General features: G+C 72.5%; 20 protein-coding genes and 1 tRNA gene. 7 read left to right on the top strand and 14 right to left on the bottom strand.

Features of this window, described 5'->3' with window-relative positions; all coding sequences use genetic code 11:
* Positions 1 to 257 precede the first annotated feature (257 nt).
* Together recJ and AC162C_RS03070 are read right to left on the bottom strand one after the other, a co-directional pair.
* Positions 258 to 2,144, bottom strand: a complete 1,887-nt coding sequence (recJ, locus tag AC162C_RS03065) for a single-stranded-DNA-specific exonuclease RecJ (protein ID WP_484096262.1) — start codon at positions 2,142 to 2,144, stop codon at positions 258 to 260.
* Between the two features lie 75 nt (positions 2,145 to 2,219).
* Complete coding sequence (locus AC162C_RS03070; RefSeq protein WP_462973212.1) at positions 2,220 to 2,435, bottom strand: hypothetical protein; 216 nt, start codon at positions 2,433 to 2,435, stop codon at positions 2,220 to 2,222.
* Between the two features lie 23 nt (positions 2,436 to 2,458).
* Between AC162C_RS03070 and AC162C_RS03075 the strand changes: the two genes are divergently transcribed.
* Positions 2,459 to 2,920, top strand: a complete 462-nt coding sequence (locus AC162C_RS03075) for a hypothetical protein (protein ID WP_462973213.1) — start codon at positions 2,459 to 2,461, stop codon at positions 2,918 to 2,920.
* Positions 2,921 to 2,972: 52 nt separating this feature from the next.
* Here AC162C_RS03075 and AC162C_RS03080 read toward each other — a convergent pair whose 3' ends face one another.
* From AC162C_RS03080 to ruvC, 4 genes are all read right to left on the bottom strand, one after another.
* Positions 2,973 to 3,173, bottom strand: coding sequence for a hypothetical protein (locus tag AC162C_RS03080; RefSeq protein ID WP_462973214.1), 201 nt, complete (start codon positions 3,171 to 3,173; stop codon positions 2,973 to 2,975).
* A 119-nt stretch (positions 3,174 to 3,292) separates the two neighbouring features.
* Positions 3,293 to 4,300, bottom strand: coding sequence for a Holliday junction branch migration DNA helicase RuvB (gene ruvB / locus AC162C_RS03085; protein ID WP_484096263.1), 1,008 nt, complete (start codon positions 4,298 to 4,300; stop codon positions 3,293 to 3,295).
* Entirely contained in the window at positions 4,297 to 4,875 is a 579-nt protein-coding gene (gene ruvA, locus AC162C_RS03090) for a Holliday junction branch migration protein RuvA (RefSeq protein WP_462973216.1), read from the bottom strand. The genes ruvB and ruvA overlap by 4 nt, the downstream gene beginning before the upstream one ends.
* On the bottom strand, positions 4,872 to 5,360 hold the full coding sequence (ruvC, locus tag AC162C_RS03095; RefSeq protein ID WP_462973217.1) for a crossover junction endodeoxyribonuclease RuvC: 489 nt from the start codon (positions 5,358 to 5,360) through the stop codon (positions 4,872 to 4,874). The genes ruvA and ruvC overlap by 4 nt, the downstream gene beginning before the upstream one ends.
* A gap of 77 nt (positions 5,361 to 5,437) precedes the next feature.
* On the opposite strand from ruvC, the gene AC162C_RS03100 reads away from it, so the two are divergent.
* A complete protein-coding gene (locus AC162C_RS03100; RefSeq protein WP_484096264.1) occupies positions 5,438 to 5,770 on the top strand; it encodes a cupin domain-containing protein in 333 nt (110 codons plus the stop codon).
* A gap of 58 nt (positions 5,771 to 5,828) precedes the next feature.
* On the opposite strand, the gene AC162C_RS03105 is transcribed toward AC162C_RS03100, so the two are convergent.
* The 4 genes from AC162C_RS03105 to AC162C_RS03120 form a co-directional block, all read right to left on the bottom strand.
* The gene (locus tag AC162C_RS03105; RefSeq protein WP_462973219.1) at positions 5,829 to 6,581 is read right to left on the bottom strand and encodes a YebC/PmpR family DNA-binding transcriptional regulator; all 753 of its coding nucleotides are present in this window, start codon (positions 6,579 to 6,581) and stop codon (positions 5,829 to 5,831) included.
* On the bottom strand, positions 6,568 to 7,134 hold the full coding sequence (pdxT, locus tag AC162C_RS03110) for a pyridoxal 5'-phosphate synthase glutaminase subunit PdxT (RefSeq protein WP_484096265.1): 567 nt from the start codon (positions 7,132 to 7,134) through the stop codon (positions 6,568 to 6,570). The genes AC162C_RS03105 and pdxT overlap by 14 nt, the downstream gene beginning before the upstream one ends.
* Before the next feature lie 256 nt (positions 7,135 to 7,390).
* Positions 7,391 to 8,311: a pyridoxal 5'-phosphate synthase lyase subunit PdxS gene (pdxS, locus tag AC162C_RS03115; RefSeq protein WP_484096266.1), complete on the bottom strand. Its 921-nt coding sequence runs from the start codon at positions 8,309 to 8,311 to the stop codon at positions 7,391 to 7,393.
* A gap of 66 nt (positions 8,312 to 8,377) precedes the next feature.
* Positions 8,378 to 9,007: a hypothetical protein gene (locus tag AC162C_RS03120; RefSeq protein ID WP_484096267.1), complete on the bottom strand. Its 630-nt coding sequence runs from the start codon at positions 9,005 to 9,007 to the stop codon at positions 8,378 to 8,380.
* Between the two features lie 302 nt (positions 9,008 to 9,309).
* On the opposite strand from AC162C_RS03120, the gene AC162C_RS03125 reads away from it, so the two are divergent.
* The 5 genes from AC162C_RS03125 to AC162C_RS03145 all read left to right on the top strand — a co-directional run bounded on the left by AC162C_RS03125 (position 9,310) and on the right by AC162C_RS03145 (position 13,779).
* Positions 9,310 to 10,626, top strand: coding sequence for an RDD family protein (locus AC162C_RS03125; RefSeq protein ID WP_484096268.1), 1,317 nt, complete (start codon positions 9,310 to 9,312; stop codon positions 10,624 to 10,626).
* Positions 10,627 to 10,630: 4 nt separating this feature from the next.
* Positions 10,631 to 11,350: a rhomboid family intramembrane serine protease gene (locus AC162C_RS03130; RefSeq protein ID WP_484096269.1), complete on the top strand. Its 720-nt coding sequence runs from the start codon at positions 10,631 to 10,633 to the stop codon at positions 11,348 to 11,350.
* A gap of 26 nt (positions 11,351 to 11,376) precedes the next feature.
* Positions 11,377 to 12,624: an aminotransferase-like domain-containing protein gene (locus tag AC162C_RS03135; protein ID WP_484096270.1), complete on the top strand. Its 1,248-nt coding sequence runs from the start codon at positions 11,377 to 11,379 to the stop codon at positions 12,622 to 12,624.
* A 4-nt stretch (positions 12,625 to 12,628) separates the two neighbouring features.
* Entirely contained in the window at positions 12,629 to 13,093 is a 465-nt protein-coding gene (locus AC162C_RS03140) for a cupin domain-containing protein (protein ID WP_462975040.1), read from the top strand.
* 227 nt (positions 13,094 to 13,320) lie between these two features.
* Positions 13,321 to 13,779, top strand: a complete 459-nt coding sequence (locus tag AC162C_RS03145; protein WP_484096271.1) for a nucleoside 2-deoxyribosyltransferase — start codon at positions 13,321 to 13,323, stop codon at positions 13,777 to 13,779.
* 184 nt (positions 13,780 to 13,963) lie between these two features.
* Here the strand turns inward: AC162C_RS03145 and AC162C_RS03150 are convergent, their stop codons facing one another.
* The 4 genes from AC162C_RS03150 to AC162C_RS03165 all read right to left on the bottom strand — a co-directional run bounded on the left by AC162C_RS03150 (position 13,964) and on the right by AC162C_RS03165 (position 16,183).
* Complete coding sequence (locus AC162C_RS03150) at positions 13,964 to 14,269, bottom strand: EthD family reductase (protein ID WP_462973228.1); 306 nt, start codon at positions 14,267 to 14,269, stop codon at positions 13,964 to 13,966.
* Positions 14,269 to 14,811 carry an amino acid synthesis family protein gene (locus AC162C_RS03155; RefSeq protein ID WP_484096272.1) on the bottom strand — a complete coding sequence of 181 codons (543 nt, stop codon included), beginning with the start codon at positions 14,809 to 14,811 and terminating at the stop codon, positions 14,269 to 14,271. Before AC162C_RS03155 ends, AC162C_RS03150 begins: the two co-directional genes overlap by 1 nt.
* A 368-nt stretch (positions 14,812 to 15,179) precedes the next feature.
* On the bottom strand, positions 15,180 to 15,311 hold the full coding sequence (locus tag AC162C_RS03160) for a hypothetical protein (protein WP_484096273.1): 132 nt from the start codon (positions 15,309 to 15,311) through the stop codon (positions 15,180 to 15,182).
* 798 nt (positions 15,312 to 16,109) lie between these two features.
* Positions 16,110 to 16,183: transfer RNA gene (locus AC162C_RS03165), tRNA-Ile, on the bottom strand.
* Positions 16,184 to 16,234: the final 51 nt, after the last annotated feature.

Genomic DNA, 16,234 nt, shown 5'->3' on the forward strand with positions numbered 1-16,234 from the left:
GTACTTTCCGCTCCTTCGCCCATAGGATCGGCGCCCGCGACCGCGAACACGAGGTGGCGATGGTGACGCTGCGGCGACGGATTCGGCTCTGGCGCGCCCGCCGCCTCCTGCTCTCGCTCGCCCTCACGGTGACCGCGCCGGACGACCGCCTCCGAGGCTCGGCCGGCCCCCGACGCTGACTCCGCCGTGCCTGCGCCGGACGGCGCCCGGCGCCGACCACGATCGCATCGGTGGGGGTGGAGCGCACGCGGATGCGCCTAGGCGGCGCGCGCCAGCGGCTCGTCGGCGCCGGCGGCGGCGAGCAGCGCCCGGAACGCGGGCGACTCGAGAAGCTGCCGCCCTCCGCCCCCGGCCCCGAGCCCGAGCTCCGTGAAGACCCGCCGGGCCTCGGGCGACCAGGACTGCTCGCCGGCGCGCCAGAGCTCGAGGAGCTCGTCCCGCAGGCGGACGTAGGCCTCGGGTGTCTCGAAGATCTGACCCACGACCAGCTGCGGGGAGACGCTGCCGTTCCAGTGGTTCTCCTTGAGCCGGAAGACGAGGTCGAACCGTCCGCCGTCGTGCAGGTGCTCGAGACGGCGACCCTGGCCGAACGCGATCGCGCTCCCGCCGTCTCGACCGTGCTGGCGCACCCGGAAGCGCAGGTGCTTGCCGTCTCCGACCGTCGTCGGTGCGACGACGTCGACACCGGCGACGAGCAGCGTGACGTCGGGGTTCCCGAGGCCGAACGGGGCGAGCCGGGAGAGCTCCTGCGCAAGCTGGAGCGTCAACACGGAGGCAGGGACGACGGCGTCGACGACGACCTCGCGCCGGAGGTCGGCATCGGTCAGCACCGCATCGGCGTGGTCGCCGAACGCCTGGGCGAACGCCTCGAGCTCGTCGGTGGCGATCGACAGCCCGGCGGCGGCACGGTGCCCGCCGAAGCGCTCGAGATGCTGCGCACACGCACCGAGCGCGCCGTGCAGGTCGAACGCCGGGACCGAGCGGCCCGACCCCTTCCACCCGTCCGCAGTGGCGGCGATCAGCACGACCGGGCGGCCGAATCGCTCGACGAGCCGCGACGCGACGATGCCGATCACCCCTTCGTGCCAGTCCTCGTCCCACAACACGTACCCACGGCGCGCCCGGGCAGGCTCCGGCCACGCGGTGATCCGTGCCGTGGCGTCGCGCAGGATCCGATCCTCGACCGCCTGGCGCTCGCGGTTCAGCGCTTCGAGCTCGCCCGCCAGCCGCTCGGCGTCGCCCTCGTCCTCCGTGAGCAGGAGCGCGAGGGCGGTGTCCGCCCGCTCGAGCCTCCCGGCCGCGTTGATCCGCGGCCCGAGGCGGAAGCCGACGGCGCCGGCGTCGATCGCCGCGGGGTCGACGCGTGCGGATCGCATCAGTGCGCGCAACCCGGGCCGGGTCGTGCGCGCCAGTCGCCGCAGCCCGGCGCTCGCGAGCGCGCGGTTCTCGCCCACGAGCGGCACGACGTCGGCGATCGTGGCGAGCGCGACGAGGTCGAGCTGCCGATCGAGCAGTGGGTGGTCACGACCGAGGAGCGCCTCCGCGAGCTTGTGCACGACCCCGGTGCCACAGAGCTCGGGGAACGGGTAGGAGGACGGCCGTGTCGCCACGATCGGGCAGTCGGGGAGCGCGTCACCGGGGCGGTGGTGGTCGGTCACGACGACGTCGAGCCCGAGCGCACGGGCGCGGACGATCTCGTCCACGGCGGTGATGCCGCAGTCGACGGTGACGACGAGGCCGACGCCCTCTCCGGCCAGGCGCTCGAGCGTCTGCGCGGCGAGCCCGTACCCCTCGTCGAAACGGCTCGGCACGTGCCAGGTGACGTCCGCGCCGAGCTCCTGCAAGACGAGCACCGCCACGGCCGTCGCGCAGATCCCGTCGACGTCGTAGTCGCCGTGGACGCAGATCCGCTCGCCGTCGGCGACAGCCCGGCGGATGCGGGCAACGGCAGCGGCCATGTCGCCGAGGAGGGACGGGTCGTGTCGGGGGTCCTCCGCGTCGAGGAACGCCTGGACAGCCCCGGGGTCGGTCAGCCCGCGGCGGACGAGCACGCGGGCGGTCACGTCGCCGACACCGGCTTCCCGCGTCAGCGTCTCGACCTGCTCCAGGTCGCAGTCACGGATCGTCCAGCGGCCGGCGTCCATCGTCTCTCGACGGTACGACCGCCGTCGGACGACGTTCGCGACGGCGGCCCGGGCGGCCGCGCGGCGTCCCGGACGTCAGCGTTCGCCGTGCCGTGCCCGCCGCTCCTGCCGGAGCTGCATGACGATCTTCACCCAGAGCAGGACGATGCCGACGGTCGCTCCGACGACGACGACGGCGATCGGCGCGAAGAACGCCATCTCCTGTAGCGAGTACCGCGTGACGGCGGCCCCGACGAGCCAGATCGCGAGCACCGCCGCGATCGCGCCGATGAGGAGTCGACGGTCACCCATCGGGACGAGGCTACCCTTCCACGGTGTCGGCCAGCGACGAGAACTACGTCTCCGGCGACGACTTCGTCATCGAGTTCATGCGCTACGAGTTCCGGTTCGGGGCGCAGGACTTCGAGGAGCGGGTGACGGCTGCCGCCGTGAAGCTCGGGCTCGTCGCCTCGAACGACCTCGACGAGCAGGAGACGGCGGACCTCGTCGAGCTCGCGTGGCAGGGCAGGATCGCCACGCCGCGGAGCAGCCTCGGCCGGTACCTCGTCCGTCACTGGGAGCGGATCGGCGTGCTCGACGGGGAGTCGCTCGTGTACTGGCTCCGCAAGCTCGTCTTCCGCAGCGCCTACCTCGACCACCGCGTGAAGGGCGGCTCGCTCGAGGTCTCGTGGGACGAGGACACCGGGGACTTCGGCTACGCGGAGCCGCGCGGAGGTCGCGCGCTGCTCGAGCTCGCCCCGACACCCTCCTGGCACGCAGTGCAGTTCCGGGACTGACGGCGCGGCGCCGCTCGCACGGCCGACAGGAGCTCCGGCGCGCCCGGGCGCCCTACGTCTCGGGAGGAACCGAGAACCCGAGACGAAGCTCCGGCTCGACGGCGCCGATCCGGATCTCACGGATCGTCCCGAGCGGGACGATCCGCTCCTCGGGCTCGTCCCCATCGGTGTGCGGACAGAGCGTGACGAAGCCGAAGCCGGGCTCGGACGAGAGCCGTGCGAGCCTCAGCAACGAGCCGTCGAGCAGCTCCACGCTGACGGCGACCTGGGCGAGGTCGTGCTCCTCCCGGAACGTCTCGATCCGTCGGTGGATCCGCGTGACGAGCTCCTCGACGGGGCCGGCCGTACCGGGCGTCCAGATCTGCTGAGCGCTCAGAAGAGGCTCCCGTCGTCGGCGGGGGCTCCGACGTGCTCTCGTCCGAGCTCGGTGATCACCCGTCCCCGGGGCGTGCGTTGCAGGAACCCCAGCTGGAGCAGGAAGGGCTCGTAGACGTCCTCGATCGTGTCGGGCTCCTCCCCGAGCGTCACCGCCAGCGTCGAGAGGCCGACCGGCCCGCCGCCGAACTTGTGCGCGACGGCCCCGAGCAGGTCGCGGTCGATGCGCTCGAGGCCCCGCTCGTCCACCTCGAGGAGCTCGAGCGCCTCCCGGGCGATCTCCATGGTCACGTGACCCTGATGGCGCACCTCGGCGACGTCGCGGACGCGGCGCAGGATCCGGTTCGCGATCCGCGGCGTGCCCCTCGAGCGGCGGGCGATCTCCGCGGCGGCGGCGTCCTCGATCTCGACCTCGAGGATGTCCGCGGAGCGGAGGACGATCGCCGCGAGCTGACCCGGGTCGTAGTACCCGAGGCGGAACGTCATGCCGAAGCGGTCGCGCAGGGGCGTCGTGAGCAGGCCGGTGCGCGTCGTCGCGCCGACGAGCGTGAACGGCGGCAGGTCGATCGTGAGCGTCCTCGCGGCCGGGCCCTGGCCGACGACGATGTCGAGGCGGAAGTCCTCGAGGGCCGGGTAGAGGATCTCCTCGATCGCACGGTTGACGCGGTGGATCTCGTCCACGAAGAGGACGTCGCGCTCCTCGAGCGCCGTGAGGATCGCCGCCATGTCTCCCTTGCGCTCGAGCGCAGGCCCCGCGACCGTGCGGATCCCGACGCCGAGCTCCTCCCGGACGATCTGCGCCAGCGTCGTCTTGCCGAGGCCGGGTGGGCCGACGAGCAGGACGTGGTCGAGCGCCTCGCCGCGGGCACGTGTCGCATCGAGCGCGATCCCGAGCTGCTCCTTCACCCGGTCCTGACCGACGAAGTCGTCGAGCCTCCGCGGCCGGAGGCTGCGCTCGACCTCCTCGTCCTCGGGCCGCAGGGTCGGTGCCAGGAACTGGTTCACGCGGCCACCGTCCGGAGCGCGAGCCGGATGCGCTCCTCGGCCGGGAGGTCGGGATCGACGGCCGCGAGCGCCTGCTCGGCCTCGGCGATCGAGTACCCCAGCTCGACGAGCGCGTCGCGCGCGACCACGTGCGGCGCACGACCGGGCGACGAGGACGGCTCGACGGGGACGACGCCCTCGCCGATCTTCTCCTTCAGCTCGAGGACGATGCGCTCCGCCGTCTTCTTGCCGATCCCCGGGATCGCCTGGAAGCGGGCGTGGTCGCCCTGGACGATCGCACGCCGGAGCTCGGCCGACGACGACCCCGAGACGACCGCGAGCGCGACCTTCGGCCCGACGCCGTTCACCGTGAGCAGGTGCGTGAAGAGCTCTCGCTCGTCCACGTCCGCGAAGCCGTACAGCTGGAGGGCGTCCTCCCGGACGTGCAGGTACGTCTCGACGGTGATCTCGGCCGCGTCGTCCGCCCGACGCAGCACCGACGGCGTCGCGGCGACGAGGTACCCGACCCCGTTCACGTCGAGCACGAGCCCGTCGGGGGCCTGTCCCGCGGGGCGACCACGGAGGCGCGCGATCACGAGGCGATCCTCGCGAGCGGGGGCAGCAGCGCGTGGCAGATCGCGACGGCGAGCGCGTCCGCCTCGTGCGAGGTGGGCGTGTCGGAGGGGAGGGAGAGGATCATGCGCACCATCTTCTGGACCTGCCGCTTGTCCGCACGACCGTAGCCGCACACCGCCTGCTTCACGCGGGCGGGCGCGTACTCCGCACACTCGAGGCCCGCGGACGCGGCTGCGACGAGTGCGGCGCCGCGCGCCTGCCCGACGGAGAGCGCGACGCGGGCGTCCGCCCCGACGAACGACTCCTCGAGCGCGACGGCGTCGGGCGCGTGGTCACGGATGAGCGCGGTGACGCCGTCGAAGATCGTCCGCAGGCGCAGCTCCGGCCGCTCGCGGGCGCTCGTACGCCAGCACCCGTGGACGACGGCCGTCACGCGCCCGCCGCTCTCGTGGACGATCCCGTAGCCGCACGCCGCCGTTCCCGGGTCGATGCCGAGGACTCTCACGCGCAGAGGGTAGGCAGCGCCCCGGACGACCGAAGGGGCGCGCGGCGCCCCGGGCCGCGCTGATACGGTCGGCGCGCGTGCCCGAGATCGTCGACCTCCTCGCCGCGGACGGCCGCGGACCCCTGTACGGGACCGCGACCGAGGACCTCAACGTCACCCTGCTCTCGTGGGCTCCGGGCGACCACATCGCCGAGCACGTCAACGAGGAGCGCGACGTCCTGCTCGTGGTGCTCGCCGGCGGGGGCACGCTGACCGTGGACGACGCGGAGTCCGACCTCCGCACCGGCGTCGCGACCGTGATCCCGAAGGGCGCACGCCGCGGGATCGTCGCGGGACCAGCGGGCGTCAGGTACCTGACCGCACACCTGCGACGCGGCCCTCTGACGATCGAGCGCGCGGCGGCCAACTGACGGCCCCCGCCGGGCTCGCCTCCGGCCCCCCGCCGACGCCCGGGGCCGGCGCGCGCGGTCAGCCGGCGACCGACTCCAGGACGTCCTCCGGGATGTCGAAGTTCGCGTAGACGTCCTGGACGTCGTCCGACTCCTCGAGCCCCTCCACGAGACGGACGACCTGACGCGCCGTCGTCTCGTCGCCGATCGCGACGGTGGTCCTCGGCACCATCGAGAGCTCCGCCGACTCGATCGTGAACGAGCCCTCGATCGCCTCACGGACGGCGGGGAGGAGCTCCGGGGCGCACGTGACCTGGAACACGGCGCCGTCGCGCTCGACGTCGTCGGCGCCGGCATCGGCGGCCACGAGCAGCAGCTCGTCCTCGTCCGCCCCCTCGGCGCTCACGAGGACGACGCCGCGCCGCTCGAACTGCCACGCGACGGCGCCGGTGGCGCCGAGATTGCCGCCGTTCTTCGTGAACGCGTGACGAACCTCGGAGGCGGTGCGGTTCCGGTTGTCGGTCAACGCCTCGACGAGCACCGCGACCCCTTCCGGGCCGTATCCCTCGTAGACGACCGCCTCGAAGGATGAGCCCTCGCCGCCCTCACCGGTTCCCTTCGCGATCGCGCGCTCGATGTTGTCCTTCGGCATCGAGTAGGAGCGCGCCTTCTCGACCGCGTTCTGGAGCGCGAGGTTGGTGGCGGGGTCTCCCCCACCCTCCTTCGCCGCGACCATGATCGCGCGCGAGAGCTTCGAGAAGAGCTTGCCGCGCTTGGCGTCGGCGGCGCCCTTCTTGTGCTTGATCGTCGACCACTTGCTATGCCCCGACATGCATGCCCTCCCTCACCAGGTCGAGGAACCTCTCGTGCACCCGCGTGTCGTCGGTCAGCTCCGGATGGAAGGAGGCGACGAGGACACGCCCCTCTCGGAGCAGCACCGGGTCGCCGTCGAGCGTGGCCAGCACCTGCACGCTCGGGCCGACGTCGACGACCCGGGGGGCGCGGATGAACACGCCGCGCAGCGGGCTCCCGCCGTCGACGACGGTGAGGTCGGCCTCGAAGCTCGCCACCTGCCGCCCGTAGGCGTTCCGGTCGACGGCGACGTCCACCATCCCGAGGTGGGCGCGGTCGAGCACGATCATCCCCGCGCACGTCCCGAGAATGGGGCCGGGGAACGCTCGAATCGCCCGATCGAGGCCGTAGAGGCGAGCCAGGCGCATGATCGTCGTCGACTCGCCGCCGGGGATCACGAGCCCGTCCAGACCGTGGAGGTCGTCTGCGAGACGCGCCTCGACGACGTCGGCACCGAGGCGACGCAGGACGTCCCTGTGCTCGCGGAACCCACCCTGGAGCGCGAGCACGCCGATCCGGAGGCCGTGGTTCACGACCGCAAGTGTAGATTCGACCCGTAGGCAGCCGAGCGCGCCCCGATCCCTCGATCGAGGGACGCGGCGTCCGCCGTGTGTGCTGATAGTGCGAGTGTGAGACGTCGACCCGTGACCGCGGAGATGATCGTCCGGCGCGTGTTCCTGATCGCCGGCACCGCGTCGTTCGCGGTGCTCGTGGGCGCCGCGATCGCGTACATGGGCGCCTAGCGCCCAACCGGCTCGGTCACGCTCGGCGAGGGTCGCCCGCCGATCGCTACCAGCCGCGCACCTCGAGGCGCTCGCCCTCTTCGAGCGACGCGGACGAGATCCCGACCATCGGGGCGCCGAGCCCGGTCGACACCTCGGCGAGGATCGCCGCGTCCCGGTAGTGGGTCGTCGCCTCCACGATCGCCCGCGCCCGCCGGGACACGTCTTCGGCCCAGCCGTCGCGGTCGAGCTCAGGGCTGCGGCCCGACTTGAAGATCCCGCTCCCGACGAAGACGCCGTCGGCACCCAGCTGCATGCAGAGCGCCGCGTCGGCGGGCGTCGCGATCCCGCCGGCGGTGAACGTGACCACCGGTAGCCGACCGTGCTCCGCGACCCAGCGCACGAGCTCGACCGGCGCCCGCAGCTCCTTGGCCTCGGCGTAGAGCTCGTCCTCGCGGAGCGACTGCAGGCGGCGGATGGCGCCGAACACGGCGCGCATGTGCGTCACGGCGTTCACGACGTCACCGGTGCCCGCCTCGCCCTTGGTCCGGATCATCGCCGCGCCCTCGGCGATCCGCCTGAGCGCCTCGCCGAGGTCGGTGCACCCGCAGACGAACGGCACGGTGAAGGCATGCTTGTCGACGTGGTGGTGGACGTCCGCGGGTGTCAGCACCTCGGACTCGTCGATGTAGTCGACCTCGAGCGCCTGGAGGACCTGCGCCTCGACGAAGTGCCCGATCCGGCACTTCGCCATCACGGGAATCGACACGGCGGCCTGGATCTCCCTGATCTTCTGGGGGTCGGACATGCGCGCGACCCCGCCGTCGGCCCGGATGTCGGCGGGGACCCGCTCGAGCGCCATCACCGCGCACGCACCTGCGTCCTCGGCGATGCGCGCCTGGTCGGCGTCGACGACGTCCATGATCACGCCGCCCTTCAGCATCTCGGCGAGCCCAGTCTTGACTCGAAGCGTCCCGATCTCCGCCATGGCGGGAGTGTAGCCGCGCGCTCCCCCCCGTCACCGCGGCAACGAGGGGTGCGCGCAGGCGGAGTGTCAGGCGGCGCCGGTCGGGCCGTCGTCGGCCGGCACGTCGCCGGCAGGCGCGGCGGGAGGCGACGGCTCTGCGGGTGCCGCGGGCTCCGCTGGGGCCTCGGGCGCCGGCGGGGCGGGCGGCTCCTGCGCCGACGGCTCCGGTGCGGCCGTCGCGCTCGCACCCCCTGCAGCCGTCATGCTCGACACGCGCGCACGGATGGCGGCGACTGACTCACCGGCCGCCTGCATGTTCATCCAGGCGCCGACGCCGACGGCGATCGAGAGCGCGAGGCCGAGCCACGCCCAGAACGTCCTCCCGAAGGCTCCCGGGGCGTCGATGAACCGAATGAAGGTGAAGATGAACATCAGAATGGCGAGCGCGGCGGTGATCATCGCCGGCGTCAGGCCGAGCTCGAGCTCGATGTTCGCGATTCGGAGCGCCTGCCAGACTACGAGCACGATCGCGAGCAGACCGGCGAGCCACCCGACCCCGTGCCACATCGTGATGCCGGTGTCGCCACCGAACGCCTCCGCGAACTCGCTTCCCGGCCCGTCGTAGTCGAACCAGCTGAAGAACGAGACGATCAGGAAGGCGATCGCGGCGCCGAGGACGAGCTTCGCGCCGTGCGAGAGCTGGGCGAGTGTGTCCATTTTGCGGCTTTTCCTTTCGAATCGCGTGGCGGGCCCCTCGCAAACCTACTCCGAATGTGAGAGAGATACCACCGAGTCGGCGCGACTCCTCTCCCCACAGACGCATACTCGTCTGGCCCCGAAGTTGCGCCGCTTTCCGGGGGCTGCGACCAGCAGCCCCCGGTGCTGTTGCTCCGCCTCGCCCTGGTGGCGAGTCGGGGACGAGCGGTCTCGGCCTCCGCGACGGCGCGTATCGGGGGATCGGGGTTCCCCCGGACGCGCCGTGCGCGGTCTGATGGGACGATGGTGGTGGAGGATCGGGGATGACCGGTCAGGTCATGGATCGTCGGTTCGCGGAGCGGGTCGTGCCCGTCCCGGCACGCGGCTGGACGCGCGCGAGCCTGACCAGGCGGCTCCTTGCGTTCGTGATCGACCTGATCGTCCTCACGGCCGGTTTCGTCGGGGCTCTCGCACTCGGCGTCTCGCTCGTCGACGAGGGAGTCCTCGCCTGGCTCGTCGCTGCGTGGATCGTCGTCGTCGCACCGCTCTACTTCTCCCTCTACCACGCGTACGGCGGGCCCGAGCGTGGCCCCGGCTGGACGCCGGGTCAGCACGAGCTCCGGATCTGCATCCGAGACGAGCGCACCGGCGGAAGGATCCCGGTCGGTCGCGCGCTCGCCCGTGCGTACGGCGGGCTCCTCGCGGCCGCCCTGGTCGTGCCGCTCCTCGTCGACCTCGTGTCGCTCTTCGCGAGCCCCGACGCTCGCGCCTGGCACGATCGACTCTCGCGGAGCGAGGTCTCGAACGCGCGGGCCGTCCCGCTCGCGACGGTCGCGACGAGGCCGACGGTCGAGGCGCAGCGGGCGCTGTTCGAGGCGAACGGGCGCCCCGGCACGGCCCTCTTCACCCGCGCGCGCCTCCTGCTCGCCGCCAACGTGCGATCGCTCGTGGGGTCGACGCTGCTCCTCTACCTCGGGCTGCTCGGGCTCGCCGCCGTGCTCGTCCCGCTCGTCATCTCCGACTACGCGGGCACCCCCGACGACGTGTGGCTGCTCACGACGTGGCTCGGCGTCGCGATCGCGGTCTTCGCGAGTGGCATCTACTGGACGCAGGCGACGCTCGCCGTGACCGTGGAGGCCGCGAGGACGGGCGATCGCGACGTCACGCTGACCGAGCTCGTCCGCCGTGCCGCGCGCCGCGCGAACGCGCTGTCCGTCGCCGTGATCCTCCTCGTCGGCCTGCTCGTGCTCACTCCGTACACGATGTTCCTCTCGCTGCTGCTCGTCGCGCGGTTCGCGCTCGTGGTGCCCGCGATCGTGCTCGACGACGAGACCGTCCTCGGCGCCTTCGGCCGCAGCTGGAGGCTCACCCGCCGGAAGACCTTCTCCGTGCTCGTGCGATCCGTCGTCACCGTCGCCGTGCTCGCCGTCGGGTTCGCGCTCGCGGCGCTGGCCGGCATCTCGCTCGCCTGGGCCGTGATGCCGGACGAGATCGGGGTGTCGACCCTCGCCCTCAGTGCGATCGCCGGGCTCGCGCTCGCATCCGTCCCCCTGGGCGCCCTGACGGCCCTCGTCGGCTGTGCCTGGTGCCTCCTCTACTACGACCTCCGCCCGGGGGCGGAGGACGACGTGGACGGGTGACCGCATGCTCCCGCTCGGCAACCTCGAACGCCCGCTCCGGTTCCCGTGGGTGACGCTCGGGCTGATCGTCGCGAACGTCCTCGTCTGGGTCGCATACGAGGTGAACGTCGGAGTCGACGTCGCCGCCGAGGAGCTCGGCTTCCGGCCGTGCGAGGTGAACGGGTCCTGCTCCCAGGTGGGGCAGCCCTGGGCCCTCGACTCGCTCACGGCGATGTTCGCGCACGGCGGATGGTCGCACCTCGTCGGCAACCTCGTGTTCCTCGCCGCGCTCGGGCCGCTCGTCGAAGGCCTCGTCGGCCACGTCCGCTACCTGCTGCTCTACCTCCTCTCCGGGTTCGCCGCGGACGCACTGCAGGGGAGCCTGACCCTCGCCTTCGCCACCCACGAGGCGGAGATCCCGAACATCGGGGCGAGCGGTGCGATCTCGGGCGTCGTCGCCGCTTTCGTCGTCGCCCGGCCGTTCGACCGCGTCGTCGCGTGGGTGCCCCCGTGCCTCTTCGTGCGCGTCCCGGCGATCGCGCTGCTCGGTGTGTGGTTCGTGATCCAGACGCTCGAGGGCATCTACACCCTGAGCCACCCGGAGAGCGTCGTCGGCATCGCGTTCTTCGCGCACGTCGGCGGCTTCGCGGCCGGCGCGATCCTCGCGACGGCCTTCCTGCCCGACGCGTGGACGCGGCACCTCGTCCCCGGCTGGTCGCACGCCCCGCATCGCCCCGTGCACTGATCGAAGCGGGTCGATATCGTTCGTGCGTGGCCCGGACGCCGACGAGCGAGGGTGACGTGCGGTCGGCGACGGGAACCGTCGCCGACGTCGGCGAGGCGTGGAGAGGGCGGTTCGCGAAGCGCGCGCGGGGCGAGGGCGGCGATGCGATCGCGGCGATCATCGGCCTCGCAGGGCGCACGGACGTGATCTCGTTCGCGGGCGGGTTCCCCGACCCCGCGGTGATCGACCGCGAGGCGCTCGCAGAGATCACCGGAGAGGTGATCGGAGCCGCCGATGCCGTCGCCCTGCAGTATGCGCCGACGCGCGGGCTGCCGCGGTTTCGGCGGTACCTGGCGGAGCGGCTGGGGCAGCTCGAGGGCCGCACCCCCGACGACGACGAGGTGCTCGTCACGAGCGGCGGCATCGAGGCGATGCAGCTCGCCGCGATGGTCTTCCTCGAGCCGGGCGACGCGGTGGTCGTCGAGGCGCCGATCTACCTCGGCTCGCTCATGTGCTTCGAGAGCCACGGCGCGCGGATCGAGGCGATCCCGCTCGACGAGGAGGGCCTCGACGTCGCCGACCTCGCGGAGCGCCTGGGGCGCGGACTGCGGCCGAAGTTCGTCTACACGAACCCGGATCACCAGAATCCCGCCGGGGTCACGCTCTCGGCGCCGCGCCGACGGGTGCTCGTCGAGCTCGCGGCTCGGTACGGGTTCCTCGTCGTCGAGGACGTCTCGTACCGCGAGTTCACCTTCGACGGCGCGCCGGAGCAGTCGCTCTGGTCGCTCGATCCCGATGTCGTGGTGCAGATCGGCACGTTCTCGAAGATCCTGTCGCCCGGCTTGCGCCTTGGCTGGGCCGTCGGGCCGGCCGAGGTCGTCTCGGGCCTGGCGTGGGCGAAGCAGCTCACCGATCAGTGCGCGAGCGCGTTCGCGCAGTGCGTCGTCGAGGAGGTCGGACGCCGGGGACACCTCGAGCGCCAGATCGCAGAGGCGACCACGCTCTACGGGGAGCGCTGCCGGACGATGCTCGGGGCGTTCGAGGCCGAGCTCCCCGCCGGTGTCTCCTGGACGCGCCCCCGCGGCGGGTTCTTCACCTGGCTGACGCTCCCCGACGATCTCGACTCGACGACGACCGCCGAGCGGTGTGCAGAGGCGGGGGTCGCGGTCGTGCCCGGCGTCCCGTTCTTCCTCGACGACCGGGGCCGACGTCACGTCCGCGTCTGCTTCTCCCGGTCGACACCCGACGAGATCGACGAGGGCGTCCGCCGCCTCGCCGCGGTGCTGCGCGCCTAGGCGGATGAGCGACGCCGACGACCGCGCGGGAGCCTACTTCTCGCACGAGCCCCCGCCGCCGGGGGCGTCCACTCGGCCGGGGGCGTGGCACGACGTCGACGCGATCGAGCCGATCGGGTTCGTCCCCGGCCTGCGCTTCCGTCCGGTGGTCGGGGACGGGGTGATGCTCAGCTTCGCGACGCACGACCCCGGCACGATCGTCCCCGAGCATGCGCACGAGGAGGAGCAGTTCACGTTCGTCCTCGAGGGAGAGTTCGAGTTCACGATGAACGGGGAGACCCGCGTCCTCCGGCCCGGGGTGGTCGCCCACGTCCCGCCGTACGTCCCCCACGCGGCGCGGACGGGTGCGGCGCCGTGTGTCCAGGTCGACGTCTTCGTGCCGCCGCGTCGCGTCCTGCTCGACGCGATGCGGCAGGAGGGCCGGGAGGCGGAACGCGGGCCGACGCCCTGCACGGGCTCGAGCCCGTAGACGGCTCAGCGAATTCTCCGATGGCGACGGCGGACGGAGGTGCGAGCATCGCCGTCAGGAGGTGATCCGCATGTGGTACCGCGTGGGACTCGTCGCCGCGGGCGTGCTCGTGCTCGCCGTCGCCGCCGGGCTCGTCTGCAGCCGATGCTGCGGCGACCGGGGCGCGTGCGCCTGAAGACTCGCAGTCGCATCTCTGGCGGTCGGCGCGGCTGGTCTACGATCGCGCGGTGCAGCTGTACCTTGCGGGCCCCCTGTTCTCCGAGGCGGAGCGAGCCTGGCTCGACGGGCTCGCCGGGCGCCTGCGCGCGGACGGGTTCGACTGCTTCGTGCCGCACGAGCAGTTCGAGGAGATGACCACGCTCACGGCGGACGAGGTCTACCGCGTCGACGTCGAGGGCCTTCGCTCGGCGAACGCCCTCGTCGCGTGGCTCGACGGCGCCGCGGTCGACGACGGCACCGCGTGCGAGATCGGGATGTTCGCGCAACTCGTCGCCGGCGGCGACCCCCGCTACGTCGGCATCGTCGGCATCGCGACCGACCTTCGCCTCCAGCGCAGGCGGGACGTCGTGGCCGGGGACGGCCTGAACCTCTTCGTCGGCGGCGCCGTCTCGGCGTGCGGTCGCCTCTGCTGGTCGGTCGACGAGGCGATCGAGACGCTCGGCGCCTGGCGGACGAGCGGGCGCTAGCGAGAACCGTCACGGTTCCGCGTGGTCGTTGCGGGCCGAGACCCGTCGTGCTGCGTCGGGTCGACGTCGTGCCCGCGACGCGGAGCCCCAGTGGACTGGTCGATCGGCTCGACGAGGAGCGAGTGTGTCCAGGGTTGCGAGGGTCGCCTCGGGATGACGAGGCGCGGCGCGGAAGCCGGACGCTTCAGCCGAGCTGCGGGCGCTCGTCGACGACGAGGCGCACCCGCGCGCTCACGTGCGCGAGCGAGTCGGCGGCGACACGCTTGCCGACCTCGCTCGCGTACGCGGCCTCGAACGCCTCCTCGGTGTCGAACCAGAGCTCCGAGACGCCGTCGAACGGCGCCCCCTCCGTGTCGACGACGTTGAACACGAGGCGCCGGAGCCCGGGCAGCTCACGCGCGAGCGGCGCGTGGTCGTCGATCCACCATCGGCAGAACTCCTCGTGGGTGTCGCCCTCGGCCCGGGAGAGGAGGATGATCGCCTTGAACATCAGGCGGGCTTCTCCGTCCGCGCGTGTGGCCGTCCGCCGACCGCGAGCGCGAGGCAGACGACGACCTCGTCCGCCCGCGGCGCGTCCGGGATCACGATCTCGGCCGCGTCCATCTCGTCGAAGCTCCAGATGTCGTCCTTGTTCGTGAGCGGCATCGTGATCGTGGCGCCGGCGGCGCCGACCTTCTTCGTGGAGGGGATGATCGCCGCTCCGCCGCCGACCGCCTGGCGGACCGGCGCCCCGAACCGCGGGTGCAGGATCGCAGCCGCGTGCTCGAGCTCCCCGTCGAGCCCGACGATCGCGGCCTTGCCGTACGCGCTCACCGGTGCCCCCGGGCCGAGCGCTGCGACGGCGCGCTCCGCGAGCACGGCCGCAACCTCTGCTCCCAGAGCCTCGAGCTCCGCGAGGTCGTCGCGGTAGCCGCCGGCGGCCGGGTTGCGGAGGACCGCGGCCACGACCGCCTTCGTCCTCGGCGTGGGAACGGGACGCTCGCGCTCGGCGAGCGTCTCCTCGAGCTGGGTCACGACCTTGCGGATCTCCACGCGAACCTCCTCAGTGGGCGACCCGTCGAGCCTACCGGTCTCGTCGTGGCCGGAGCACCGACGGCGGCCCGACGACCTCCCGATCGCAGCACGGGCGCCACGCTCACGATGGCGTCGCGCCCTGGACCGCCTCGACGGCGACGTTGACAACAGATGCTTCTTCTTTCATGCTCATCCCGAGGAGGCCGCCACGACGAGCCCGTGTCGGCCACAGCTGGAGGCCCAGCCTCTCACTGCACCGGCCTCGTTCGCACACTGGGCCTCCAGCTTCCCTCCGGCGACCCGTCCCGCCTCGCAGTGTGCGCCCCGCGCGACGGCCCGGTGCGGGCGCGCGATGCGGATCGTGCGGGTGAGCGAGGGGCGGTCGGCTAGCGCGAGGGGCGGACGACGACGGCGTGCAGCCGACGCGACACCAGCCACGTGAAGACGACCACCATGCTGTCGAACAGGACGAGCGTGCCGTCCGAGACGAGCGGGCCCAGGTGATCGAAGGTCGGCATCGCGTGCTCGTTCTTCACGCTGCCGCCTCCGTTCCCTTCCGGCCCGCCGCGCTCACGGGCCACTCCGCCGTGCGGCTTCCCTGCAGGCCCGGCCATCCGGTACGTGCAGGCCGACAGGCGCGCACGCGGCTGCACTCGAGAGATACCCGCGCTCGCCTCGCAGCCCCCGGGCGTCACCGGGAACGACGAGGAGAGGTGAAGGTGTGGGACGGAGCCCCCTCGAACCCGTCTCCCCGCCCCACTCTCTCGTCATACCCGTGTGCCCCCGCCCGTCAACCCGCCAGTACGGCTGCGCCGCCGGATCGGACGCCGTTCCTCGTGCCCGCCACGCACGGCTCAGACGATGCCGAACGTCGCCTCGAGGAGAGAGTCGTCGAGCGAGATGATCGCCACGGCGACGACGATGGCCGCTGCGGTCGTCGTGCGCCGGTTCACGAGGCTTCCGATCGACTGACGGTCGCGACAGCGACAGAAGGAGGAGCCGGGGCACGAGTGCGAACGGATGCGCCCGCCGGCCCGAGGAACCGACCGCGTCGGCCGGGGCAGATCATGCCGCCTCCCGGCACGAGGAGCGCTTCGACGTCGAACGGCCCCCGAAAGAGAGGCCGCTCGACCGGAGGGAATCCCTGATGATCCCGACCCCACACTCTACGCCAGCGCCGTCGCCGCCGTCGGATCGAGCATGGGCTCGAACCCGGTCGAGACGAGCGAGCGCCTGCCCCTGACGCGCCCGCAGGCGCGGGCACGACCAGGGAGTCCCCGTCGATCGCGCCCGAAACCGCGACGACTCCTTCGACATGGGCCCGCCTGGACTCGAACCAGGGACCAACCGATTATGAGTCGGCTGCTCTGACCAGCTGAGCTACGGGCCCGACCGACCGCAGCCTAGACGGTCGGAACGTCGGCGCGCGGTCAGCCTTCGG

It is taken from the genome of Gaiella sp., assembly GCF_057140465.1.